At 73.9% G+C, this 19,421-nt stretch carries 17 protein-coding genes and 1 riboswitch; of the genes, 11 read left to right on the forward strand and 6 right to left on the reverse strand.

Features of this window, described 5'->3' with window-relative positions; genetic code table 11:
• Positions 1–111: 111 nt before the first annotated feature.
• Positions 112–825, reverse strand: coding sequence for a M50 family metallopeptidase (locus ACFZDL_RS25470; RefSeq protein WP_353592463.1), 714 nt, complete (start codon positions 823–825; stop codon positions 112–114).
• Positions 826–945: 120 nt separating this feature from the next.
• Between ACFZDL_RS25470 and ACFZDL_RS25475 the strand changes: the two genes are divergently transcribed.
• The 8 genes from ACFZDL_RS25475 to def all read left to right on the forward strand — a co-directional run bounded on the left by ACFZDL_RS25475 (position 946) and on the right by def (position 9,294).
• Positions 946–1,785, forward strand: coding sequence for an SOS response-associated peptidase (locus ACFZDL_RS25475; RefSeq protein ID WP_353592464.1), 840 nt, complete (start codon positions 946–948; stop codon positions 1,783–1,785).
• A 44-nt stretch (positions 1,786–1,829) separates the two neighbouring features.
• A complete protein-coding gene (locus tag ACFZDL_RS25480) occupies positions 1,830–2,510 on the forward strand; it encodes an alpha/beta family hydrolase (RefSeq protein WP_353592465.1) in 681 nt (226 codons plus the stop codon).
• Positions 2,511–2,816: 306 nt separating this feature from the next.
• Positions 2,817–3,506, forward strand: coding sequence for a sigma-70 family RNA polymerase sigma factor (locus ACFZDL_RS25485; protein ID WP_014176604.1), 690 nt, complete (start codon positions 2,817–2,819; stop codon positions 3,504–3,506).
• Complete coding sequence (gene rsrA, locus ACFZDL_RS25490) at positions 3,503–3,820, forward strand: mycothiol system anti-sigma-R factor (RefSeq protein ID WP_353592466.1); 318 nt, start codon at positions 3,503–3,505, stop codon at positions 3,818–3,820. The genes ACFZDL_RS25485 and rsrA overlap by 4 nt, the downstream gene beginning before the upstream one ends.
• A gap of 233 nt (positions 3,821–4,053) precedes the next feature.
• On the forward strand, positions 4,054–5,700 hold the full coding sequence (locus ACFZDL_RS25495) for an HD-GYP domain-containing protein (RefSeq protein WP_353592467.1): 1,647 nt from the start codon (positions 4,054–4,056) through the stop codon (positions 5,698–5,700).
• 218 nt (positions 5,701–5,918) lie between these two features.
• Positions 5,919–7,304, forward strand: coding sequence for an HD domain-containing protein (locus tag ACFZDL_RS25500; protein ID WP_353592468.1), 1,386 nt, complete (start codon positions 5,919–5,921; stop codon positions 7,302–7,304).
• A gap of 233 nt (positions 7,305–7,537) precedes the next feature.
• On the forward strand, positions 7,538–8,524 hold the full coding sequence (locus tag ACFZDL_RS25505; RefSeq protein ID WP_043486837.1) for a tetratricopeptide repeat domain-containing protein: 987 nt from the start codon (positions 7,538–7,540) through the stop codon (positions 8,522–8,524).
• Between the two features lie 140 nt (positions 8,525–8,664).
• Positions 8,665–9,294: a peptide deformylase gene (gene def / locus ACFZDL_RS25510; protein ID WP_353592469.1), complete on the forward strand. Its 630-nt coding sequence runs from the start codon at positions 8,665–8,667 to the stop codon at positions 9,292–9,294.
• Between the two features lie 87 nt (positions 9,295–9,381).
• Here the strand turns inward: def and ACFZDL_RS25515 are convergent, their stop codons facing one another.
• From ACFZDL_RS25515 to ACFZDL_RS25530, 4 genes are all read right to left on the reverse strand, one after another.
• Positions 9,382–10,404, reverse strand: coding sequence for a ribonucleotide-diphosphate reductase subunit beta (locus tag ACFZDL_RS25515; RefSeq protein ID WP_353592470.1), 1,023 nt, complete (start codon positions 10,402–10,404; stop codon positions 9,382–9,384).
• On the reverse strand, positions 10,404–12,797 hold the full coding sequence (locus tag ACFZDL_RS25520) for a ribonucleoside-diphosphate reductase subunit alpha (protein ID WP_353592471.1): 2,394 nt from the start codon (positions 12,795–12,797) through the stop codon (positions 10,404–10,406). Before ACFZDL_RS25520 ends, ACFZDL_RS25515 begins: the two co-directional genes overlap by 1 nt.
• A gap of 131 nt (positions 12,798–12,928) precedes the next feature.
• Positions 12,929–13,060: riboswitch (cobalamin riboswitch) on the reverse strand.
• Positions 13,061–13,377: 317 nt separating this feature from the next.
• On the reverse strand, positions 13,378–14,856 hold the full coding sequence (locus ACFZDL_RS25525; protein ID WP_353592472.1) for an FGGY-family carbohydrate kinase: 1,479 nt from the start codon (positions 14,854–14,856) through the stop codon (positions 13,378–13,380).
• An 85-nt stretch (positions 14,857–14,941) separates the two neighbouring features.
• The gene (locus tag ACFZDL_RS25530; RefSeq protein ID WP_353592473.1) at positions 14,942–15,973 is read right to left on the reverse strand and encodes a 2-hydroxyacid dehydrogenase; all 1,032 of its coding nucleotides are present in this window, start codon (positions 15,971–15,973) and stop codon (positions 14,942–14,944) included.
• A 111-nt stretch (positions 15,974–16,084) separates the two neighbouring features.
• Here ACFZDL_RS25530 and ACFZDL_RS25535 point away from each other — a divergent pair, with 111 nt between their 5' ends.
• From ACFZDL_RS25535 to ACFZDL_RS25545, 3 genes are all read left to right on the forward strand, one after another.
• A complete protein-coding gene (locus ACFZDL_RS25535; RefSeq protein WP_353592474.1) occupies positions 16,085–16,729 on the forward strand; it encodes a histidine phosphatase family protein in 645 nt (214 codons plus the stop codon).
• The gene (locus ACFZDL_RS25540; RefSeq protein WP_353592475.1) at positions 16,726–17,544 is read left to right on the forward strand and encodes a DeoR/GlpR family DNA-binding transcription regulator; all 819 of its coding nucleotides are present in this window, start codon (positions 16,726–16,728) and stop codon (positions 17,542–17,544) included. Before ACFZDL_RS25535 ends, ACFZDL_RS25540 begins: the two co-directional genes overlap by 4 nt.
• Positions 17,545–17,658: 114 nt before the next feature.
• Positions 17,659–19,137, forward strand: coding sequence for an FGGY family carbohydrate kinase (locus ACFZDL_RS25545; RefSeq protein WP_353592476.1), 1,479 nt, complete (start codon positions 17,659–17,661; stop codon positions 19,135–19,137).
• On the opposite strand, the gene ACFZDL_RS25550 is transcribed toward ACFZDL_RS25545, so the two are convergent.
• Positions 19,085–19,399: a hypothetical protein gene (locus ACFZDL_RS25550; RefSeq protein ID WP_353592477.1), complete on the reverse strand. Its 315-nt coding sequence runs from the start codon at positions 19,397–19,399 to the stop codon at positions 19,085–19,087. The genes ACFZDL_RS25545 and ACFZDL_RS25550 overlap by 53 nt on opposite strands.
• Positions 19,400–19,421 lie beyond the last annotated feature (22 nt).

Consider the following 19,421-nt stretch of genomic DNA (forward strand, 5'->3'; position numbering starts at 1 on the left):
CGCCGCTGGTAGGGACAGCTTACGGACAGCCGAGGAGGCGGCTTACGGACAGCCGAGGAGGCGGCTCACCGACAGCCCAGGAGGCGGCTCACGGCGCAGCGGCGCCGCGGGTCACACCCCCAGCAGCCAGCGGCCGCCGCCGATCAGCGAGCTCAGCGAGACCACGTGGAAGAGCAGCAGCCAGACCGCGGCCGGGACGTTGGTCAGCCGCGCCAGCTGGTCGGGGTCCGAGTCGTACGCCCCCGAGTAGCGGCGCTTGCGCTGCAGCTCGAACGGCGGGCGGACGCCGCCCAGCAGCAGGAACCACACCACGACGTAGGCGAAGGCCGCCTGCACGTCCGGCCCGGTCAGCCAGGAGACGAGGAAGAAGGCGGCCCCGGAGACGACCACGGTGAGCACGCCGTACGCGTTGCGGATCATGACGAGCATCAGCGCCAGCAGCGCCGTCGTCCCCCACAGCAGCGCGGTGATGTGGCCCGCGGCCAGCAGCCACGCGCCCGCCAGGCCGAGCAGGGAGGGCGCGGTGTAGCCGGCGGCGGCGGTGAGGATCATGCCGAGACCGGTGGGCTTGCCGCGCGAGACGGTCAGCCCCGAGGTGTCCGAATGCAGACGTATGCCGTCCAGCCGCCGCCCGCTGAGCAGCGCGACCAGACCGTGGCCGCCCTCGTGGGCGATGGTGATGGCGTTGCGGGCGATCCGCCAGGCGACCTGGGAGACGACCACCGAGAGCGCGACGATCCCGGTGGCGGCGACCAGCCAGGTGGTGGGGTCCGGCTGGGTGCCGACGACGCGGTCCCACAGATCGGCGGCGTTCGTGCTGTCCATGTGCGGGAGACTCCTCGCGTCCGTCTTCGCTGCTTCTGCTCTTCAGTACGTGCTTTCGTGGCCGCTCGGTTTCGGCGGCCCGGCGTCACCGGCCGTGGGCGTCGTGGCAGTGTGGCACCTATGTGCGGTCGATACGCAGCGAGCCGGAAGCCCGAGGACCTCGTCGGTATCTTCGGGGTGCAGAAGTGGGAGCCGGAGGAGACGCTGGCCCCTGACTGGAACGTCGCGCCCACCAAGGGCGTGTACGCGGTGCTGGAACGCCCCCTCAAAGACTCCGCCGCCGACGATCCGAGCCCGGTCCGCCAGCTGAGGGCGCTCAAGTGGGGGCTGGTGCCGTCCTGGGCCAAATCGCCGGACACCGGCGTGAAGATGATCAACGCGCGGGCCGAGACGGTGCACGAGAAGCCCTCCTACCGCCGCCCCTTCGCCTCGCGCCGCTGTCTGCTGCCCGCCGACGGCTACTACGAGTGGGTCACCGGCTCGGGGGAGCGGCAGCTGGAGGAGCAGGGGAAGCGGAAGCGGCCGCGCAAGCAGCCCTACTTCGTGACCCCGGTGGACGGCTCGGTGATGGCCATGGCGGGGCTGTACGAGTTCTGGCGGGACCGGACCCTGCCGGACGACCACCCGCGGGCCTGGTGGGTGACCTGCGCGGTCATCACGACCGAGGCGGAGAAGGAGCCGTTCCCCCTGGTGGGCGAGGGCAGGGACGACACCGGCGGGGGGCCGCGGTCGCTGGCCGACATCCATCCGCGGATGCCGCTGGTGCTCACCGAGGACCGCTGGGCACAGTGGCTGGACCCCTCCCGCACCGACCCCGAGGAGCTGCGCCCGCTGCTCGCCCCGCCGCCCGCGGGGCTGCTGCGCGCCTACCCGGTCGCCACGGCCGTCAGTGACGTACGCAACAACGGCCCGGAGCTGGTGGCCGAGCTGGAGGCCCCCGAGGCGGGCACGCTCTTCTGACCGGCCTTCCGGGCGCGGCCGCCCGGACGCGGCAGGATGGGCATGTGAGCGCCGAACAGACCGAGCAATCAGCCCAGAGCGAAACGACCACGGCCGAGACCGTGCCGACCCCCGCCGGGGACGCCCGCGTCACCTGGCACCACGCCCCCCAAGCCCGCGCCGTACTGGCCGTGAGCCACGGCGCCGGGGGCGGGATCGAGGCGCGTGACCTGCGGGCCCTGGCCGCCGCGCTGCCGCCGCTGGGCGTCAGCGTCGCGCTGGTCGAGCAGCCGTGGCGGGTGGCGGGCAAGAAGGTCGCGCCCGCGCCGAAGACCCTGGACACCGGGTGGCGCGCGCTGTGGCCCGCGCTGGAGAAGCCCGGGCTCCCGGTCGTCGCGGGCGGTCGCAGCGCCGGGGCGCGGGTGGCCTGCCGTACGGCGCGCGAGCTGGGCGCGAGCGCCGTGCTGGCGCTGTCCTTCCCGCTGCACCCGCCGGGCAAGCCGGAGCGGTCCCGGGCCGCGGAGCTGCTGGGCGCCGGGCTGCCGACGCTGGTGGTCCAGGGCGACCGCGATCCGTTCGGCCGCCCCGAGGAGTTCCCCGAGCTGCCCGCCGGGACGGAGCTGGTCGGGATCCCCCACGGCGACCACGGCTTCGCCGTGCCCAAGAAGGCGGACATCGGCCAGGAGGAGGCGCTGGCCCGGATCACCGGCGCCGTGGCCGAATGGCTGGCCCGCGTACCGCTCTGAGCTGCGCGGACGCGCCGAATGGGGCGGCGGGGGCGGCCTGGGAATGCGCCCGGGGGGTCATGTGTTGTACGGGGCGTCGATATGAATCAGGACAAGACGCAGGCTCAGGTACACGCACCAGCAGAAGGAGTCCCCGGTATGGGTTCGCTCGTTTGCCCGGCCCGCCCTCGCGCCGCCGACCTGGACTGGTCGCAGCCGCAGTCGGGGTGGACCGCCCGGAACGAAGCGGCGGGCGGACCGGATCGTCGTCTATTCTCCGATTCGAGCGGGTCCGCAGTCGGCGGCCTCGCCACGAAGGCGGAGGAGGTGGGTCAGGTCACTGGCACCGACGCGGGGACCGACGGCGTGACCGAGGGCCGGCCGGTCGGGCAGCCGCAGGAGACGGACGTCGAGCGCAACGCGCGCTTCGAACGGGATGCCCTTACCTTCCTCGACCAGATGTACTCCGCCGCATTGCGTATGACGCGCAATCCGGCCGACGCGGAGGACCTGGTGCAGGAGACGTACGCGAAGGCGTACGGGTCCTTCCACCAGTTCCGTGAGGGCACCAACCTCAAGGCGTGGCTGTACCGCATCCTGACCAACACCTTCATCAACTCGTACCGCAAGAAGCAGCGGGAACCCCAGCGCAGCGCGGCCGAGGAGATTGAGGACTGGCAGCTCGCCCGCGCCGAGTCGCATATGTCGACCGGACTGCGCTCCGCGGAGTCGCAGGCGCTCGACCACCTCCCCGACTCGGACGTCAAGGAAGCGCTCCAGGCCATCCCCGAGGAGTTCCGCATCGCGGTCTATCTCGCGGATGTCGAGGGGTTTGCCTACAAGGAGATCGCCGACATCATGGGGACACCCATCGGTACCGTGATGTCGCGGCTGCACCGTGGGCGCCGCCAGCTGCGCGGTCTGCTCGAGGACTACGCCCGGGGGCGCGGGCTGGTCCCGGCCGGCGCGCCCGCCGCGGCGGACGAGTCGAACGATCGGAAAGGCGCGGACTCATGAGCTGCGGAGACCCGCACGAGACGGATTGCTCCGAGGTCCTCGACCACCTCTACGAGTTCCTCGATCGCGAGATGCCCGACGTCGACCGCGCCAAGCTCGAGGTGCACTTCCACGAGTGCTCCCCCTGCCTGGAGAAGTACGGCCTGGAGCAGGCCGTGAAGAAGCTGGTCAAGCGGTGCTGCGGCCATGACGACGTGCCCAGCGACCTGCGCTCGAAGGTCATGAGCCGCATCGAGCTGATCCGCTCCGGCGAGGGAGTGCCGGAGCGGGAGGTCACCGCGGAGGCGAACGCGCCGACGCCCGCGCAGGACTAGTCGCCTCGCTCGCGTCGCTCACGCGGCCCGGCCGCTCGCTCTGGCGCGGGCGTCAGCGAGGCGGCTGCATCCGCCGAGACCGCTGAACCCGCCGAAGCAGCTGAACCCGCCCGATCGTCACCCGAAGGTGTGCAATCGGGCGGACCATACGGACCAACCCCGCGCGTCCGGCTCTATCCTCCCCAATCTGACGGCCCCGACCGGAGCCGTTCGACGGACGGGGAGGAGGGGGCATGCGGGCGGTTCCTCTGGCGGCGCGCGTCTACGTCGTGAGCGCTGCGCTCCTGGCGGCGGTCTGCGCCGCCCCGGCCCTGAGGCCCGCGGCGGACGTCCCGTGGGCCACGGCCGCGCTGCTCGCCGCGCTCTACGCGGCGGGGGCCCGCCGACCGCCTTCGCGCCCCCGCCCACCTCTGTCACCCCCGCCGACCGTCGTCACGCCTGCCGTGACGGCGTCGCCGGACTGGTGCGGCCCCGCGCTTCTGGCCGGGGCTTTTCTGCTGCCCGCGCCCGCCGCGGCGCTCGTGGCGGTGCCCGGCGCGCTGCTCGGCGCCGTGGAGCGGCGCCCCGCCGGGGTGCGGCGGCTGTGGCGCGCCGCGCGGCTGGCCCTCGCCGCGTACGCCGCCTCGCTCGTCTTCGGGCTCTGCGGCGGCAGGGAGGCCCTGGCCGCCCCCCTCGCCGCGTACGCCGGTGCGCAGGGTGTCTTCGCGCAGGGTGTTTTTCCGTGCGCCCTCGCGCCCGCGGCGGCAGCCGCGTGCGCCCTGGCCCTGACCGCCGCCGCCCTCGAAGGCGGCGTGCTGGTGACGGCCGAGGGCCGCTCGCCGCGCGCCGCCTGGCGCGGCCGGGTGCTGTGCTCCCTCCTGCCCCACCTGGTGCACGGCCTGGCCGGGCTGACCATGGCGGTCCTCTGGCGCAGCCCGTACGGGCCGCCCGCCGCACTACTCGTGCTGCCGCCGATGTACGTCTGCGCCCGCGTCTTCGCGCTGCACCACCAGGAGCGCGCCGCCCACCAGGCCACCGTCCGCGCCCTCGTCCAGGCCGTCGACATCAAGGACCGGTACACCCGCGGCCACAGCGAACGGGTCGGCCGAGCCTCCGTCATGATCGCCCGCGAGCTGGGGATGAGCGGGGACCGGATTGAGGCGCTGCGCGTCGCGGGCGTCCTGCACGACGTGGGCAAGCTCGGCGTCCCCACCCGGCTGCTGCGCAAAAACGGTCCGCTGACCCCCGAGGAGCGCCGCGTGATCGAGCTCCACCCCGAGTACGGGCACGAGATGGTGCGCGGCATCCGCTTCCTCGGAGAGGCGCGGGAAGCCGTTCTCCACCACCATGAGCGCCTGGACGGAAGCGGCTACCCCTATGGGCTCGCCGGAGCGGACATCCCGGAGGCGGCGAGGGTGGTGGCGGTCGCGGACGCCTTCGACGCGATGACCTCGACCCGGAGCTACCGGCGGGCACGGCCGGTGCCCGCGGCGCTGGAGGAGCTCAAGCGGTGCGCGGGGTCCCAGTTCGACCCCCGGATCGTGAACGCCCTGACCCGTGCCCTGACCCGGCACGGCTGGTCCGTCGCGTTCCCGGAGGACGCCCGCCACGTGGTGCGGGGCGCGTCGGGTGTGCCGGGCGCGGCGGGCCCGCTGCCCGGACCGGGCGGGCGGGGCCATGCACTGGGCCGCGCACCTGCCCATGCACCGGACCGTGGCCCGGCCCGTCTACCGGACCGGCGCGGAAACGTCCCGCCTGCGCCCGCCCCCGCGCCACTGCCCGAGGCCGCGTCGGCGCCGGACGCGGTGCCTGGCGCGGCGGTGCCGCAGCCGGGCCCGGACGGCCCCCGGTCCCAGGGGCTGAGCGCCCCGCGGCCCGCCCGCCGGGGTGGTGGGACATGAGCCCGTGGCGGTGCGCCGTGCCGGGGCCGGGGACCGGGCGCCCGGCGGAAGCGGGGCGCCCGCCAGCGGACGCGCGCTGGGCACGGGCAAAGCGTTGGGTGAAGGCGATGCGCTGGCCGGGGGCAATGCGTGGCCCCGGGGCTGCGCGCTGGGTGGGGGTACGGCGCCGGGCACGCTCAGGGGGGCTGGGTGGGCGGGGGCGGCTCACGTTCGGCGCGGTGTACGGGGCGGCGGGAGTGCTGGTCGTGGCCGCCTTCTGGGGGACGCGGTGGCTGGGCGTGCGGGAGCCGGGGGCGGCGCTTGCGTTTGGGGTGGTCGTCGCTCTGGGGGAGGCCGTGCGGTGGGACGGGCGCCCGGTCGCGCGCGCGGGCGCGGGCGGGGGTGCGGGCGGGGCGCACGAGCGGCCGGGCGAGCCGGAGGGCGGGGAGCGCGAGCCCGCGCCCGTCGCCGCCGCGGCCGCCCTCGGCTATGCCGTGCTGGGGCGGCTGGACGGCAGGCCGGTCACGTACGGCGTCCTCCAGACCGTGGCCGTCGTCGGGGCCGCCTCCCTCCTGGCCCTGGGGACGCGCGCGGCCCTCGGGTACCCGGCCGAGCTCGACCGCGCCGCGCGCCGGGTGCTCACCGTCGCTTTCGTCGCCATCTGCTGCCAACCGCTTCACCCCACCGGCCGGTTGTCCGCCTCGCCCGCTTGGCTCGTCGCCGCCTCGCTGCTCGTCCTGGCGCTGGCCGCGCTCGGCGACGCCGCGCTGGCCGCGGCCCTGGCCCGGGCCCGTACGGACCGCCCCTTCACGCCCCTGCTGCGCGATGAGCTGCGCGCGCTGCCCGGCGTGGGGACCGCGATCTGCGCGACGGCGGCGGTGACGGCACCGGCGGTCGCCGTGGCCGGGCTGTGGGCGCTGCCGGTGCTCTGTGTGCCGCTGCTGCTGGTACAGCACTCCTTCCGCCGCTGTGCCGCGATACGGGCCACCTGCCGCCAGACGGTCGCCTCGCTGGCCAGGACGACGGAGACGGCGGGGTACACCCCCGCGGGCCATGCCCGCCGGGTCGCCGGTCTCAGCCGTGCCGTCGGCCGTGAGCTGCGGCTGCCGGCTCCGTCGCTGACCGTGCTGGAGTACGCGGCGCTGATGCACGACATCGGGCAGCTGTCGCTGCTCGACCCGGTGCCGGACGGGGCCACCGAGCCGCTGCCGGAAGCCGAGCGGCGGCGGATCGCGCTGCTGGGCGGCGGCGTCGTACGGCAGGCAGGGGTGCCGGAAGAGGTGGCGAGGATCGTGGAGCGGCAGGCGGACCCGTACCGGGAGCAGCCGCTGGAGGCCCGTATCGTGCGGGCGGTGAACGCCTACACCGAATTGGTGGGAGGTTCCTCGGGCGGTTCACCGGGAAACCCTCAGAAGGGCCGGGGCGCGGCCGGGCCCGGGGCGCTGGAGCGACTGCGGCGGGGCACGGCCCGCGACTTCGACCCGGCGGTGGTGGAGGCCCTGGCCAGGGTCGTGTCGCGGCCGGCGCACGACCCCGTGACCCGGTTACACGACCGGGCCCACGACCCGGCCCACGACCGGGTCCACGGCCGGGGCGATGTCGAGGCCCGTGGTCACCCGAAGTGAGAACTCGCGGGTAATGAGCGGCTGCCCCGAGGGGCATGGTTGGATGCGAAGAGAGGGGGTGTCGGGCCTATGGCCGGCGGCAAGGAGGAGTGGTGGGCATCGTCCCCGGGCCGAACCATGAGGGGCCGGGCTGAGATGTCCGCGAATGTGTGGCAGGTTGTCGTCGAGGGAGGGCCAGGCCGTCCGCGACGGCATCTGGTGCGGTACTACTTCGATACCGGCAGGCGGGAATCGTGAAGATCTTCGGCAAGGTGCGGCACCGGCCGTCCGCCTCATGGCGGCAGGCCACGGACCGCGCGTTCACGCTCATCGGAGACGGCCGGTACGAGGACGCGGGCGCACTGCTGACCCGCGCCGCCGACCTGGAGCCGTGGCTGTCGGAGTCCTGGTTCAACCTGGCGCTGCTGCACAAGTTCCGGCACGACTGGGAGCAGGCGCGCGCGGCCGGGCTGCGCGCGGTCGCGCTGCTGGACCGCGAGACCGGCGCCCCTGACTGGTGGAACGTGGGGATCGCCGCGACCGCCCTGCAGGACTGGCCGCTGGCGCGCCGCGCCTGGCAGGCGTACGGCCTGAAGGTGCCAGGCGAGGCGTCCGCGTCCGGGGAGCCGCTCGGCATGGAGCTGGGCAGCGCGGCGGTGCGGCTGTCGCCGGAGGGCGAGTCCGAGGTCGTCTGGGGCCGCCGCCTGGACCCGGCCCGGATCGAGGTGCTGTCCATTCCGCTGCCGTCCTCCGGGCGGCGCTGGGGCGAGGTGGTGCTGCACGACGGCGTTCCGCACGGCGAGCGCGTCACCTCCGCCGGCCCCGCCTACCCGGTCTTCGACGAGATCGAGCTGTGGGCGCCGTCCCCGGTGCCGACCTGGGTGGTGCTGCTGGAGGCCGCGACGGAGGCCGACCGGGACGCGCTGGAGCGGCTCGCGGCGGACGCGGGCTTCGCCGCCGAGGACTGGTCGTCCTCGGTGCGGCTGCTGTGCCGCTCCTGTTCCGAGTCCCGGATGCCGAGCGACGAGGGCGAGGGCGAGCACCTGGACCCGCACGACCACAGTGAGCCCGGCCAGCCCGGCCCGCTGGGGCACCGCATGGCGGGCTCGGGCTCGCTGTGGGTGGCGGAGCGGGAGTGCGGGATCGCCGCGCCGAGCGGGCTGGTGCGCGGGCTGCTGGACGGCTGGGTCGCCGACAGCCCGGACACCCGCGAGTGGCGGGACCTGGAAGAGGTCTGCTGACGGGCGCGCCGCCGCCCGTCCGGCGGCGCTGCCGATTCCGGTCGGCATCCCCCGATCCCGGCTGACATGCCCGCACACCCGGCGTGGGCCTTACTCTGTAGGGCGACGAGTCGGGTTTTGAGGAAGGCGTGCGGCGGACGATGGCGCAGCAAGGAACTGAGCAGCAGGTGGACGACGAGTTCATCGTGGACACGGAGGACTGCGAGGCGCGCGAGCGGGCGTACCGCGAGCGCGGCACGGCCCGTCCGATCACGGTCGTCGGCAATCCGGTGCTGCACAAGGAGTGCCAGGCCGTCACGGAGTTCGACGACAAGCTCGCCGCGCTGATCGACGACATGTTCGCCAGCCAGAAGGCGGCCGAGGGCGTGGGCCTGGCCGCCAACCAGATCGGCGTCGACCTGAAGGTCTTCGTCTACGACTGCCCGGACGACGACGGCGTCCGCCACGTCGGCGTGGTGTGCAACCCGGTGCTGGACGAGCTGCCGGCCGACCGCCGGGTGCTGGACGACTCGAATGAGGGCTGTCTGTCGGTGCCCACCGCCTACGCCTCGCTGGCCCGCCCCGACTACGCGGTGGTGCGCGGCCAGGACGCCGAGGGCAAGCCGATCGCGGTCCGCGGCACCGGCTACTTCGCCCGCTGTCTGCAGCACGAGACCGACCACCTCTACGGCCGTCTCTACATCGACCGCCTCTCCAAGCGCGACCGCAAGGACGTGCTGCGGCAGATGGCGGAGGGCACGCCGCGCTACGAGACGGTGCCCAACGACTGACGCCTGCCACGTAACGAAGCGCGGCGCGGCGCCCCCGGGAGATCCCAGGGGCGCCGCGCCGTATGCGGGGTTTGAATCAGAAGCGGCTCAGAAGTCGTCGTCGAAGGAGACCGAGCCCTCGACCGCCACCTGGTACGCGGAGGCGCGGCGCTCGAAGAAGTTGGTCAGCTCCTGGACGTTCTGCAGCTCCATGAAGGAGAACGGGTTCTCCGAGCCGTAGACCGGGGCGAAGCCCAGGCGGGCGAGCCGCTGGTCGGCGACGCACTCCAGGTACTGGCGCATCGACTCGGTGTTCATGCCGGGCAGCCCGTCGCCGCACAGGTCGCGGGCGAACTGCAGCTCGGCCTCGACGGCCTCCCGCAGCATGTCGGTGACCTGCTCCTGGAGTTTGTCGTCGAAGAGGTCGGGCTCCTCCTCGCGGACCGTGTCCACCACCTGGAACGCGAAGTTCATGTGCATGGTCTCGTCGCGGAAGACCCAGTTGGTGCCCGTCGCCAGGCCGTGCAGCAGGCCGCGGGAGCGGAACCAGTAGACGTAGGCGAAGGCGCCGTAGAAGAACAGGCCCTCGATGCACGCCGCGAAGCAGATCAGGTTGAGGAGGAACCGGCGGCGGTCGTCCTTGGTCTCCAGCCGGTCGATCTTGTCGACCGAGTCGATCCAGCGGAAGCAGAATTCCGCCTTCTCCCTGATGGACGGGATGTTCTCCACCGCGGCGAACGCGGCGGCCCGGTCGTCCGGGTCGGGGAGGTAGGTGTCCAGCAGCGTCAGATAGAACTGGACGTGCACGGCCTCCTCGAAGAGCTGCCGGGACAGGTACAGCCGCGCCTCGGGCGAGTTGATGTGCTTGTAGAGGGTCAGCACCAGGTTGTTCGCGACGATCGAGTCGCCGGTCGCGAAGAAGGCGACCAGACGGCCGATCAGGTGCTGCTCGCCGGGGGAGAGCTTGGCGAGGTCGGCGACGTCCGAGTGGAGGTCGACCTCCTCCACGGTCCAGGTGTTCTTGATCGCGTCGCGGTAGCGGTCGTAGAAGTCCGGGTACCGCATCGGCCGCAGGGTGAGCTCGAACCCGGGATCCAGGAGGTTCTTGGCGCGTTCGGGTGCGGTGGTCATTACTGGCAGGCCTCGCAGGACTCGGGGTTTTCCAGGGAGCAGGCGATGACCTCGGGGTCGGTGGGCGCCTGCTGCACGGGGATGGTGGCGGGGGCGGCCGCGCGCGCCGACTGAGCGATCCGGGTCGCCGGGCGCGAGCGCAGGTAGTACGTGGTCTTGATGCCGCGCTTCCAGGCGTACGCGTACATCGAGCTGAGCTTGCCGATGGTCGGCGAGGCCATGAAGAGGTTCAGCGACTGGCTCTGGTCGAGGTACGGGGTGCGGGCGGCGGCCATGTCGATCAGGGCGCGCTGCGGGACCTCCCACGCGGTCCGGTACAGCTGCCGCACGTCCTCGGGCACCCAGGAGAAGTCCTGGACCGAGCCGTTGGACTCGCGCAGCGCCTCACGGCTCTGGGCGTCCCATACGCCGAGCTTCTTCAGGTCGTTCACCAGGTACGAGTTGACCTGGAGGAATTCACCGCTGAGCGTCTCGCGCTTGAAGAGGTTGGAGACCTGCGGCTCGATGCACTCGTACACGCCCGCGATCGAGGCGATCGTCGCGGTCGGGGCGATGGCCAGGAGCAGCGAGTTGCGCATGCCGGACTTGGCCATCCGCTCGCGCAGCGCCTGCCACCGCTCGGGCCAGGTCGCCACCGCGTCCGTGTAGTGGTCCGGGTGCAGCACGCCGCGCGCGGTGCGGGTGGCGGACCAGGCCGGGTGCGGGCCGTGGCGCTCGGCGAGCGCGCAGGACGCCTCGTACGCCGCGAGCATGATGCGCTCGGAGATCTGGGTGGACAGCTTCTGCGCCTCGGGCGAGTCGAAGGGCAGCCGCAGCCGGAAGAAGACGTCCTGCAGGCCCATCAGGCCGAGCCCCACGGGCCGCCAGCGGGAGTTGGACGCCCCGGCCTCCTGGGTGGGGTAGAAGTTGATGTCCACCACACGGTCGAGGAAGGTGACGGCGGTACGGACGGTCGCGTCCAGCCGCTCCCAGTCCATCTGTCCGTCCTCACCCAGGTGCGCGGCCAGGTTGACCGACCCCAGGTTGCACACGGCCGTCTCGCCGTCGTCCGTGACCTCCAGGATCTCGGTGCACAGGTTGGAGGAGTGCACGACCCGGCCGGGCTCGGCGGTCTGGTTGGCGGTGCGGTTGGCGGCGTCCTTGAAGGTCATCCAGCCGTTGCCGGTCTGCGCGAGGGTCCGCATCATCCGGGCGTACAGCTGGCGCGCCGGGACGGTCTTGACGGCGAGACCCTCCGCCTCGGCCTTCTTGTACGCGGCGTCGAACTCCTCGCCCCACAGGTCGACCAGCGCGGGCGCGTCGACCGGCGAGAACAGCGACCAGTCGGCGTCGGCCTCGACCCGGCGCATGAACTCGTCCGGGATCCAGTGCGCGATGTTGAGGTTGTGGGTGCGGCGGGCCTCTTCGCCCGTGTTGTCCCGCAGCTCCAGGAACTCCTCGATGTCCGCGTGCCAGGTCTCCAGGTACACACACGCCGCGCCCTTGCGCCGGCCGCCCTGGTTGACGGCGGCGACGGAGGCGTCGAGCGTGCGCAGGAACGGCACGATGCCGTTGGAGTGCCCGTTGGTGCCGCGGATCAGCGAACCGCGGGCGCGGATGCGCGAGTACGACAGCCCGATGCCGCCCGCGTGCTTGGAGAGCCGCGCGACCTGGTGGTAGCGGTTGTAGATCGAGTCCAGCTCGTCCAGCGGCGAGTCCAGCAGATAGCAGGACGACATCTGCGGGTGCCGGGTGCCGGAGTTGAACAGGGTGGGGGAGCTGGGCAGGTAGGACAGCGTGCTGGTGAGCCGGTAGAGCTCGGCGACGTCGTCCAGCGCCCGCTGCGAGTGGTCCTCGGCCAGCCCGCAGGCCACCCGCAGCAGGAAGTGCTGCGGCGTCTCGATCACCTGGCGGGTGATCGGGTGGCGGAGCAGATAGCGGCTGTGCAGCGTGCGCAGCCCGAAGTAGCCGAAGCGGTCGTCGGCGCCGTCGGCCAGCGCCCGCTCGACCAGCGCGTCGAGGCGGGCGGCGTGGGTGGTCACGAACTCGGCCGTGCCGTCCGCGATCAGGCCCTCGCGGTGCCCCACGGCCACCGAGGCCGAGAAGGAGACCGCGCCCTGCCCGGCCGCCTCCTCGGCGATGGCGAGGGTCAGCAGCCGCGCGGCGAGCTTCGAGTACTCGGGCTCCTCGGCGATCAGCCCGGCCGCCGCCTCGGTCGCGAGGGTGCGCAACTCCGCCTCGTCCGAGCCGGGATGGCGGCCGCGCAGGGCGGCGGCCGCGACCTTGCCGGGGTCGGTGGCGGGCAGGTCGGCGGTGAGCTCCGTCAGGGTCCGCAGCAGGGCGGTACCGGGCGCGTCGTCCGCTGCCTGAGTAGCCGCTGCCTCTGAAACCGGATCGGCTGGCGCGATGGTCACTGAAGTGCTCTCCCTCGCTCGGCTTGGGGCCTCACGGGGTGGTGGGCGATGGGCGCGTACGGGCATGCCGGGCCCCACGAGTTGGGTCGGCACACCGCGCAGCGTCCACCGGCCCAACCCGCGAGGCCCGGACGTATGAGACGGCCGTCGGCAGGTCCTCGGACTCGCGGGTACGCAAAAGCGTACGCGTAACACCGTTGCGGGACAGTTCCGGATTCCCACCGGATTCCCCTGCGGCGACAGCGAGCATGAGCATACATCTTGTGGTGGCGGGCGCACGCACCCCCACATGTTGTGTCGCGAGGTGGAGTGTTTCGTACAAATGTGCTAGTCAGTGCCGGACTTGGCGCGGTCTCGGCGTGCGCTTGGCACGGGCCCGCGGCGGGCCTGGCACGGGCCCGCGGCGGGCCTGGGGCAGGCCTGGCGCGGGCCCTGGGGCGGGTCCGGCACGGGTCCGTCAGGGCCCTGACGCGGCCCCGGCGCGGGCGGTCGGGCACGAGCCTGGCACGGGCCCGGTACGGGTCCGGCGCGGGCCCGCGATCGGATCCGCGATCGGGTCCGGCGCGGCGCCGGGCCGCCGTCAGGCGGGCGTCGTTGCCCGCCACTCCGCGAGGGTACGGGCCAGCCTGGCCCGGTAGTCCGCGTAGCCGCGCTCGTATGCCTCGGCGCGGTCCGCGTCCGGTACGACAGTACGCGAATCGGCTCGCCATTGTGCCGCGTCCACCGGGTCACCGAGCGCACGCCAGGCGACCGCGACCGCGCCGCGCGCCCCCACCTCGGGCTCGTCGGGGATGCGCACCGGCCGCCCGAGGACGTCCGCGAACAGCTGGGTCCAGGCGGCGGACCGGGTGCCGCCCCCGCACGCCGCGAGGCTCGCGGTCAGCCCCGCGGCCTCCAGGCAGTGGCGGGCGGCGTACGCCACTGCCTCGCAGACGGCCCGTACGGCGTCCGCGCGGCTCGTCGCGAGGGTCAGCCCGTCCAGCCGGCCCCGCGCGGCGGGCTCCACGAACGGGGCGCGCTCGCCCGCGTCGGACAGGAAGGGCAGCGCGGTCACCCCGCGCGCCCCCGGCGGGCTCTCGGCGAGCAGCGCGTCCAGGTCGGCGGTGGTGGCCCCGGTGAACTCCAGGACCCACTCCAGGGCCGCCGTGCCCACCATGGCGGGCATACCGCGCAGCCAGCGGTCCCGGTCGGGTACGCACAGCCACATGCCCGCCGGGTCGGCGGCCGGGTCGATCCGCGCGCTGTCGGTGAGGACCTGGCTGGCCAGCGTCGTGCCGACGATCAGCAGGCCGTCGCCCACCTCCTCGACCCCGCTGCCGATCGCGCAGGCCGGCAGGTCGTACGGGCCCGCGGTGACGGGCAGTCCGGCCGGCAGCCCGAGCAGCTTCGCGCCCGCCCCGTCCAGCCGCCGTACGGTGTCGGGCGCGGCGGGCGGCGGCAACAGCCGGGCATGTTCGGCGATTCCGCACGCTTCCAGGGCCTTGGGGACATACTCGCGCGTGGTCACGTCCAGGAAGGGCATGGACGCGTCCGAGGCGTCCACGCCGATGACGCCGGTGAGCCGCTGCGCCACCGCGTCCACGCAGTAGCCCGCGACCTCCGCGCGCGCCAGCGCCTCCGGCTCGTGGTCGGCCAGCCAGCGCAGCAGCGGCGCGTGGCAGCCGGGGAACACCCCGGAGCCGGTGAGCCGGTAGAGCTCGCGGATGGTGCCGTCCTCGCCCCAGCGGGCCACGGTGTCGTTCGCCCGGCCGTCCATCCACGAGATCGGCGGGCGCACCGCCCGGCCCGCCGCGTCGCGCAGCCACAGCCCGTCGCCCTGCCCGGTGAGCGCGAGCGCGACCGGGGCCGCAAGGCCCTGGGCGGCCAAGGCGGCGGTCACCTCGCGGACCACCTCGGCGACCGTGCGCAGCACGTCCTCCAGGTCCTGCTCGACCCGCCCGCCGGGCAGGCGGTTGAGCCGGCTGGGGCGGCTCGCGGCGGCCAGGGACCGGCCGTCGCGACCGAAGGCGACGGCCTTGGTGACGGAGGTGCCGACGTCGACTCCGAGGACGATGCTCATGCGTACGGCCCTCCTTGGGGGCGTCGACTGGGGGGTGCGGGGGCTGGTCGGTGCGGGACTGGTGGGTGCGAGGCCGGTGGGGGCGCTAGTTCGCGGGGTGGGCGAGCTTTTCGCCGCGCGCGTAGCGGCCGACCTCGGCGGCGGTGATGGAGGCCGCGCGGTGAGCGGTCTGCCGGGTGGCGCCGGCGAGGTGCGGGGTGGTGACGACATTGGGCGCGGAGTGCAGCGGCCAGTCCGCGGGCGGCGGTTCGAGGTCGTACACATCGAGGGCGAGGGCCCCGAGGCGGCCGGTGCGCAGCGCCTCCGGAAGCGGCGCGTAGTCCAGCAGGCCGCCGCGCGCGGTGTTCACCAGGACCGCGCCGGGCCGCATCCGGGCGATCCGGTCGGCGTCGATGAGCCCCTTGGTCTCGGGGGTGAGCCGGGCGTGCAGGCTCACCACGGAGCTGCGGGCGAGGAGTTCGTCGAGATCGACCGGTTCCACGCCGTCCGCGCGGGCGGTCTCCGGGTCGGTGTACGGGTCGGCGATCAGTACCCGGGCGCCGAACGCGCGCAGTACCCGGGCGACGATCCGGCCGATGGCCCCGTAGCCGACCAGCCCGACGGTCGCGCCGTCCAGCTCGATGCCGCCCTCCTCGTACGCGTAGAAGTCCCCGCGCCAGCGGCCGGCGCGCAGCTCGGCGTCGGCGGTCGGGATGCGGCGCATCGCGGCGAGCATCATGCCGATCGCGAACTCGGCGGCCGCGGTGGCGTTACGGCCGGGCGCGAAGCTGACGGCGACGCCCGCGCGGGTGGCCGCGGCCAGGTCGACGTTGACCGGGCCGCCGCGGGAGACCGCGACCATGCGCAGCTCGGGGCGGGCGGCGAAGACCCCGGCGGTGAACGGCGCCATCTGCGTCACACACACCTCGGCCCCGGCCAGCGCCTCGATCAGCTGCTCCTCGGTGCCGCTGGCCTCGATCACCCGGCTCTCCGGGCCGCCCACCGGGCCGAACGGCTCGTGCGGCCACGGCAGCGTCAGCTCGGCGACGTCGAGGTCGCCGAGCCCCGGCTCGTCGCGGAGCGCGGCGATGATGAGGTCGGGACGTACGAAGTGGTCTCCGGCGGCGAGGACGCGCATGGGTGGCCTTTCTCCGGGCGTTCCATCACAGAGGCGACGCTAGATTTAACATTGTTGACGTGACAAAGCAATGGTCCGCGCGTCATGCGGCCCGAGGAGAGGAAGCGTCCTGTGACGGCTCGTCTACTGCTCGTTCGCCATGGCGAGACGGTGTGGCACGCGGAGAACCGGTACGCGGGGATCTCGGACGTGGCCCTGACGGAACGGGGATTCCGGCAGGCGGAAGCGCTCGCCCATTGGGTGAGCGGACGCGAGGTCCACGCGGTCGCCTGCTCCCCGCTGAGCCGGGCCCGGCTGACCGCGCGCCCGGCCGCCGACGCGCTCGGTCTCGTCCCCGAGGTCGTCGAGGACCTGCGCGAGGTCGACTTCGGCTGGGGTGAGGGCCGCACCATCGCCGAGATGGAGGCGGAGGACCCGGCGGTCGTACGGGCCTTCAGGGCGGACGCGGTGACGGGCGCCTTCCCCGGCTCGGAGCCGCCCACCGCCGCGGCGGCCCGCGCCGCGGCCGCCCTGCGCGGCCTCGCCGCCGCGCACCCGGGCCGTACGGTGCTCGTCGTGGCGCACAACTCCCTGCTGCGGATGGCGCTGTGCGCGCTGCTGGGCATCCCCGTGGGCCGCTACCGGCAGGTGTTCCCGCGGCTGGACAACGCGGCGGTGAGCGAGATCGAGGTGGCGGGGGAGCGGACGGCGCTGCGGTCGCTGAACGTGCCGACGGGGGATGGAGCCGCGGCCCGTGGGGGAGAATCCGGCTCATGACCACGACCGGCGCGTCCGACGTCCCGCCCCGCTCCCAGGCGGCACGCAGGCAGACCATCACCGAGTACGTGCTCGAGCACTCCACCGCCACCGCGGCCGAGCTCGCCGAGCTGACCGGCGTCAGCCTCATGACCGTGCACCGGGACCTGGACGAGCTGGCCAGGCTCGGCGTGGTGCGCAAGTTCCGGGGCGGGGTCTCGGCGCTGCCGTCGTCGGTCTTCGAGTCCAGCCTGGACTACCGGATGGGCGTCAACCGGGCCGAGAAGGAGGCGGTGGCCGCGGCCGCCGCGGAGCTGGTCGAGCCCGGCATGTCGATCATGCTGGACGATTCCACGACCGCCCTCGCGCTGGCCCGGATCCTGGTCGACGCCGCCCCGCTGACCGTGGTCACCAACGCCCGGCGGGTGGAGGAGGTCTTCGCCGGGGTGCCGCAGACCCGGCTGATCGGCCTGGGCGGGGAGTACTCGCACACCCATGACTCCTTCCTCGGCGTGCCCTGTGTGGCGGCGATCGAGGCGCTGTCGGTCGACATGGTGCTGGTCTCCACTTCGGCGGTGGACGCGCACACCACCTACCACCAGGAGCAGGACGTGGTGCTCGTCAAGCGCGCCATGCTCGCGGCCGGCAGCCGCAGGGTGCTCCTCATGGACGCGTCGAAGACCCGGCGCACGGCCCTGCACCGGCTGTGCCCGGTCGAGGAGTTCGACCACCTGGTGGTCGACGCCGCCGTGGACGCGCGGCTGCTGGCGGAGCTGCGGGAGCGTACGGATGTGAGGGTGGCGAAGGTGGCGGGGGCGGCGGGGGCGCGCTTTTAACGTCTCGCATGTTAACTTCACTTCGCACGTGGGGCTGGTGGGCCTTGGGCGCGCCGGGGAGCCCCAGGGCCCACCGTTGTACGGCCGCGCTGCGCATCGAAGGAGCCGTCCGCTATGAACACAACGCCGTCCTCCCCAAAGGTCGTGGCGGGCATCGACATCGCCACGGCGGCGGTCCGCGTGGTGTGCGTGGACGCGCGCGGCCAGGTCCGCGCGGAGGCCCGGGAGCCACTGCCCCCGCCGCGCCGCGGCGCGGGCGGCCACAGCGAACAGGACGCACACGCCTGGTGGCCCGCCGTCGCGGCCGCGCTGCGCCGGGCGACCGCGGCGCTCCCGGCGGGCGGCCGGGAGGTCGTGGCCGTCGCCACGTCCGCGACCTCCGGCACGGTCGTCCTGGCCGACGGCGCGGGGGAACCGCTCGGCCCGGCCCTGATGTACGACGACCGCCGCGCCGCCGAACTCAACGCCCGCGCCCAGCGCGTCGGCGCCCCACGCTGGCAAGCCCTCGGCCTCTCGGTCGGCCCCACGGCGGCCCTGGGCCGCATCGCGTGGCTGGCGGGGGAGGACACCCCCGACCGCGCCCGGGCCCGCCACCTCCTCCACACCCCCGACCTCATCGCCCGGCGGCTCACCGGAGGCCCGGTCGCCACCGACTGGAGCCACGCCCTCAAGAGCGGCTACGACGCGCGCGTCGGCGAATGGCCCGCCGAGGTCTTCGAGGCGCTGGGCGTACCGCCCGAGTGGCTGCCGCCCGTGCAGGCGCCCGCCACCGAGGCGGGCACGGTGAGCGCGGTGGCCGCGGAGGAGACGGGGCTGCCGGCCGGCTGCTCGGTCCGCCTCGCGATGACGGACGGCTGCGCCGGGCAGATCGCCACCGGGGCCGTCCGGCCGGGCCAGTTCGTGGGCGTCCTCGGCACCACGTACGTCCTCAAGGGCGTCACCCGCGAGCTGGTCACCGATCCGACCGGCGCGCTCTACAGCCATCGCCACCCCGACGGCTGGTGGCTGCCGGGCGGCGCCTCCAACACCGGCGGCGAAGCCCTCGCACACGTCCCCGCCGACAGGCTCCCCGCCCTCGACCGCGCCGCGGCCGCCCGCGGGCCCGCGTCCGTGGTCGCCTACCCGCTGCGCCGCGAGGGCGAGCGCTTCCCCTTCGTCAGCGGCGAGGCCCGCGGTTTCCTCCTCGGCACCCCGGCCGACGACGCCGACCGCCACCGCGCCGAGCTGGAGGGCGTCGCCTTCCTGGAACGCCTCGCCATCGAGCGCGTACGGGAGCTGGGCGTACCGGTCGAAGGGCCGCTGTGGGCCGCGGGAGGCGGCAGCCGCAGCGCCCTGTGGACCCGTATCCGCGCCACCGTCCTCGGCATGCCCCTGCGCGTCGCCGACCACGCCGAAACCGCCTTCGGCGCCGCGCTGCTCGCCGCCTCCGGCACCCTCCACCCCGACCTCGCGGCGAGCGCCGCCGCGATGGTCCGCACCGGCCGGGACGTCGAGCCGGACGAGACGGAACGCGCGGCGCTCGACGAGTCGTACGCCGCCTTCACCGCCGCCCTGCGCGAGCGCGGCTGGCTCGGCCGACACGCGTCTCTTTGACGCTCTGAGCAGTTGAGCAGACGTCGCCCTCGTCGCCGAGGAACACGACGGGGAGATCGGTGAGGTCGGCCCGGTCGTCGCACCGCCACAGCGCGTAGACCGAACCACTGCCGGTGGCGTCCGCGAAGGGGATCAGACCGGCGAAGAACTCGGCGCGGTCGGGGTTCTCCGGATCGCGCAGCCAGCCATCGAGCCACTTCTTGTCGTCGTAGTCGGGCCACCGGCAGCGGGTGTCAGGTCTCTTGACGGCGGCTTGGTCCATACCTATCTTCTCCCCGCACCCA

The sequence above is a fragment of the Streptomyces sp. NPDC007917 genome (assembly GCF_042959105.1).
Classification (GTDB): Bacteria; Actinomycetota; Actinomycetes; order Streptomycetales; family Streptomycetaceae; genus Streptomyces.